Genomic DNA, 5216 nt, shown 5'->3' with positions numbered 1-5216 from the left:
GAAGAATACGGTATTTTCAGTGGGAGCATTATTTCTCTGTGATACCTTTTTTTACTTCCATAAAATCAATGAATATATTTGGTCGTTCTTCCGTTGCAATTTCTAATCGCTGCGAAAATAACTGAGTGCCTTTGGTGTCGCAAATATAAGCATTGTCTGATGTCGGTTGCTTTTCCATCATTTGTGCAAAGGTAAATCCTTTCTGCCCTTCCGGAACATGGATAATATTGAAACCGGGCACTTCCCTAAACGAATCGACAGCCGGATCCTGGAAATGGGCTAAGTCGGTATAATCATCCACCGATCCTTTAGCACCATTCAGGCATGTAAATATATCACTACCCCGTATACCTTGCTCGTTAATAGCCCCCTCTCCTTGCCAGAGCCCCGACCAATGCACACCTCCGGCAAGACGAGTATGAATTGCAGCAACATCTGTTATGGCTATCCTCTCGTTATCCAGGTAGTAGGGAATAAGATACATACCCTCCGTTTTACGATGATTGAGCGTATCTTTCCCGTTTGAAACGAAAGCATAATTGGCAGGATAATCATTGTTGATCCTGAAACTTGTATAGGGTACGAAATATTCTCCGTCATCACTTTGGAGTGTCCATGCTGCAAGCCGTTGCTCACTTCCATCCGCATCGCCGAGCAACAAGGCTTCTAAGTGTATGACTTCCATATGGCGATGAGGAAGATAAACAACCAGTTCATGTCCTTCCCCTCCCGTGCTGTTATTACTGGTATTACCTTCAGGGCCGTCTGAAGCCCGGGGGAAAATAACCGTGCCAACCCATAATTTTTGATTTTTGCTGGCAGCCAGTTCAATCAGTTCATCATATAAAGAGAGATTTCGCGTCGAGCTGGTCATTGCTGGCTTACATTTATAACGTTGCTCTTTCAGGGTGACAGGCGTACCTGAACATGCCGTGATTGCCGGGAAGGGGTCGCCTTTCTGATAGGGTTTCGCATTAATAATGGGGAGGCCCCAGTATCCTTCTTTACCGCCACTCACCCAGCTGTAATTAGCTTGTGTATCATAGTGAAGGTAGTGTTCTGAGAAATCAAAATTGTCATCTGTTATCTCCGGTAAACGCTGGGCAGGAACGTGTCCGGAAGAGGATTCTATATACATAATATTTATTGCAATTGGCAGGGAGTTTTTCTCCTCATAGGAATATTTGTTACCACTTCGGGTATATCCAAAAAAATTAGCAATAGGTAACGCGAGGGGCATATCCAGCGGTTGTGCTGTACCGCCACCGCTATCAGGTTCAGCAAATTTGAACGCGCCTCCTTTAGGTATCGTGGCCGAAAAGCTATTAACCGATGCTATATTCAAGATAATGAAAAGCATAATTATTTTTTTCATCATACATCCTTTTAAAAAGAACCGCTTGCGCCCATTTTCCCTAATGTATCCGAAAGGGCGAATAGTGCTGCGAAAACCCATATAACACAGCCACCTAAAACGAGGGTAGATAATGACTTGAGTAAACCGGATAATTTCTGAATATATTCTCTGATATGTTCTCTTGATTTATGCGATACAGAGGTTAATACTTCATTAAATGACGATAAGCCCGCATAGAGGCTAATGTTTAGCAAAGTTTCAGGGCCAAATAATCCGGTGTTCAGCGCATCACCGTATCCTAACCCTATCGCCATTTTCTCCCGCATAGTGTTGATATGATTTTTCAGCCATCGGTTGGAGTTCAATAAAATGATCGCCAGGCCATCATTCAGTGGGATCCCATTCTTAAGCATTAGCGCCAGATTGTTGAGGAAGATAGAGGCCGCAATTTGCTTGTAAGTGGAAAAGGGTAAAATGCGGTCAAGAAATTTATTCCTGAATGAGCCGCAAAGATTAATCATGACAAACCGGATAATAAAGACGGTCAAAATAATAGCAATTAACATGTAGATCCATAACCCTGCGACCAGGGATAGACCAAAAGAATAAAGTGACTGGGTGATACCTGGCCATTTAGTCACAGGGACAACACTTTCAAAGGCAGGAAATACTTTGACAGAGTAGCCTGCGATCACTGTTAATGAAAGGATCAGCATAATGAAAGGAAAGAGGACGGCAGACGTCAGTTTTTTCTTTAACTCACTATTATAAGTGATGACATTAACTAAGGTTATAAACCCGTCAGCGAGACTGCCGCTCTGTTCGGCTGCATTGATAACACTCAGCTCACTTTGTGGAACAAGGCCATCAAACATGACCGCAATAGATGCACCCGTCAGACCTGCTTTCATGTTATTGGTTAATATGCCAATGTTTTTGGCAAAGCCAGATCCCAACAGGCTTTTTCCTTCAACCTGAAGTTTTAACAAAGAATCGTAAAGTGGTAATTCTGTGCTGATCATGTCAGCACAGAATTTATAGAGAAATAATCGTTGTTTTTTATTGAATTTTGCCAAGGATCACCGCCATGTTTTCCTGTTCGACGTCACCAAATTCCATGCTAAACCAGGCTGCACAAACCCGACCGCGAAGTATCTCAGCGAAGACCTTTTCTTTTATTTCAAACCCTTCGCTCAGGCCAGGTGCTGACAGCCTTTTTTTCCGCCATAGGGTATAAACCTGCAACCATTCCTGTTTTGAAATCGCCGCCAGTTCATCGTAAGTGGGAAGCATATACTCCATCACCAGCTGTCTGCCGCTGATGCCGGTATATTTACAATGAACGCAACCAGATTCATTTTGTTCATATAGCGACATTGTTTTTCCACCGAATGTCATTTCAACGGAACGATGACAATGGGGACAAATAACCGGAACCAGCTTCTGGCACTGCAATCCGGCAATAAAACCGGGTGTAGAAAGTTTATCGCTGGTGATACCCATCGCAGATAAACGCTGAAGTAATGAGACGATATTCCCGGCATGCACGGTCGTGAAACAGTAGTGCCCGCTCTCTACGGCACCGGCAAGTGCATTGGCCGAAATATTGTCACGTATTTCCCCCACCATCAGAACGTCCGGATCCCGGCGCAGTGCAGATTTAATCGCAGAATGAAAACCGCCGCCTTCTACACTGACGACAGAGCTTTGTTTGGCACCGAAGATCTGATACTCAACCGGGTCTTCGACCGTCAGGAAACACCCTCTGCTGCTGTAGCGGTTTATTTGCAGCCATTCCATTAAATTCTTCAGCGTTGTAGATTTACCCGAACCGGTCGTACCGGCAATGATGTAAGCACCATAAGGATTACTGAGGATTTTTTTTAAATCTTCTAACTCATCATCTGAAATACCCAGCCTGCTAAGATTTGCGACGGCACTTTTCGATAATCCGGAAGGAATAATACGCAACACGGCGTGATAGCAATCGTTCGTCTCACCAAAAATGGGGAAATGCGCATAGCGGAAGCGGAAACTGAGTTTATTAAGTGTGTAGAGGATATTGGCGCTTTGCGGAATAGTGCGGTTCCACGTGGTGTCACGTGTACTGGCCTGGACGTTATACAGCACGAAAACCAGTTCATCACATTTGCTGGATGCCATCTGCATCATGGGCACCAACATACCGTTTACACGCACTTCCAGCTGAGCCAGGATATCGTTGCGGGTTATATGCAGGTCACTGGCTCCCATATTTACCGCTTCAATTAATATCGCCTCGAGCTCTTTCTGCGTTTCACTGATATCCAGGGCCACACTGCTGAGCTTCTGTAATGAAACCAGCTCGAAAATTTTGAAATAAACGCTTTCGCTGACCCCGGCTACCCCGAGTACCTGATGACGATGAACATCATTGAGTTTGCGAATTTCATATTGAATAATATGCAACTCTTCTACTACAGAGCGTTGGGAGACCAGAAACTCCTGCCCCTGCGAGCGGGCCAGAAGCATATGATCTTCTATTTCAGAGAAAGTCCATTCACCATTGTGAAGGGATTCTTCGGTAAGCCGGACAAAATCGAGTATCACCGGGAAATTTCCTGAACATACGAGTGCTGCCCGTTTTTATCCTGATGTACCGTATAGCGCTTTCCGTTAGCAGAAAAGACTTCACCTATACGCACGAATACTGTTTTCGTGCCCACGGAAACAGCCGCTTTGGTAATGCCTGCAATTTGCGACAACATCATCACCCGGGGCTCATCCACCGGCGCTGATTCGGTTTTCGGCTCTTCGCCTGAAGGCCCGTCATTCATGATTGGCATCGCGGATACCGGATTCAGTTCAGCCGCTTCATTTTTGATTTTCGCCATCTCAAGCCGTAATTTCGCCAAGACAAGTTGCTGGGAAAGTAGTCGCTGAGACTGATTAAACTGCATGTCTTCTTCCATCAGCCTGGAAATATGTTCCTGTACAGGCGCAGGGACGGGAGAGATATTCTGACCGGTTGTGCTGATCTCGTCGGCAAAGTTGCTGGTCGAAAATAAAGCAACCAGGGTAGTGAGGATTATTTTCCGCTTCTGCATACCATTACTCCTGTAATTTTATTTTCCTTGCTACTATCAACTTTTTGTATGATAAAAGCGTCCTTAAAGGCATGACGTTCCAGTACGCTGGCGATATTCAATATATCCAGATAATGAAGTGGTTTGGGAAGTGACATTTCCCACGAAATAACGTTTAAACCGTAATATTTCGCCTTACCTTTCTGTGAGATTTTCTTTTCAGTTGCTATTACAGCAGCGCCTGGCAGGGCGGTTATTTTCAGCGCCTGTTCGCTTCCCGTCGCAGAGTTATAGGAGTAAATATAATTCAATGCATCGCTACAGGCAGGAGGCGAAATTTCCTGCTTCCTTTTATAGGCATTCAGGAGGGGATTTTCGCTGAGACCCGATTTTACCTCTGTAAAATCAAAAGTGTTTTCAGAAAAGTTAGCGTTATAGGTTTTTCCCCAGAAAATTTTTTGGGCAACGCTAAATATCGCTCCCTTGCTTAACTGATAACTGAATGCGCACTTTTGTGCATCACAAGAGAATGTTTCATTCGTATAATTCATGTCATACAATTTACTATAACTATTAGTTATCTCAACGGCCAGTTTAGTGAAGGCCGAAATACTCCCTCCCGTGAGCGCTTTCAAATAGAAGGCGTCAACAACTTTAACATCTGCGGCCAGTTGTGTTTGTTCACGAACTTTTTTTGCTTTCAGTTCCTGGTCAGGTACATACACTAAGTAATACCAACCGGCAAAACCTGCCGCAATCAACAATACCAGAGTGGCGGCGGCAATACCTAATTT

At 44.4% G+C, this 5216-nt stretch carries 5 protein-coding genes; all 5 read right to left on the bottom strand.

Translation table 11 applies throughout. From position 1 onward, the window contains the following. Window positions 1-28 precede the first annotated feature (28 nt). Window positions 29-1378: a hypothetical protein gene (locus tag J1785_RS03550; protein WP_238483060.1), complete on the bottom strand. Its 1350-nt coding sequence runs from the start codon at window positions 1376-1378 to the stop codon at window positions 29-31. Between the two features lie 8 nt (window positions 1379-1386). Next, window positions 1387-2433, bottom strand: coding sequence for a type II secretion system F family protein (locus tag J1785_RS03545; RefSeq protein WP_129991985.1), 1047 nt, complete (start codon window positions 2431-2433; stop codon window positions 1387-1389). After that, window positions 2417-3946, bottom strand: coding sequence for an ATPase, T2SS/T4P/T4SS family (locus J1785_RS03540; protein ID WP_258452859.1), 1530 nt, complete (start codon window positions 3944-3946; stop codon window positions 2417-2419). The genes J1785_RS03545 and J1785_RS03540 overlap by 17 nt, the downstream gene beginning before the upstream one ends. Further along, window positions 3943-4443, bottom strand: coding sequence for a hypothetical protein (locus J1785_RS03535; protein ID WP_217138174.1), 501 nt, complete (start codon window positions 4441-4443; stop codon window positions 3943-3945). The genes J1785_RS03540 and J1785_RS03535 overlap by 4 nt, the downstream gene beginning before the upstream one ends. Further along, the coding region (locus J1785_RS03530; RefSeq protein ID WP_217218825.1) for a hypothetical protein at window positions 4425-5216 on the bottom strand (792 nt) is incomplete at its 5' end. The genes J1785_RS03530 and J1785_RS03535, both read right to left, overlap by 19 nt.

Source organism: Rahnella perminowiae, assembly GCF_019049755.1.
GTDB lineage: Bacteria > Pseudomonadota > Gammaproteobacteria > Enterobacterales > Enterobacteriaceae > Rahnella > Rahnella perminowiae.
The sequence above is the reverse complement of the archived record's forward strand: the minus strand, read 5'-3'. Positions and strand labels throughout refer to the sequence as shown.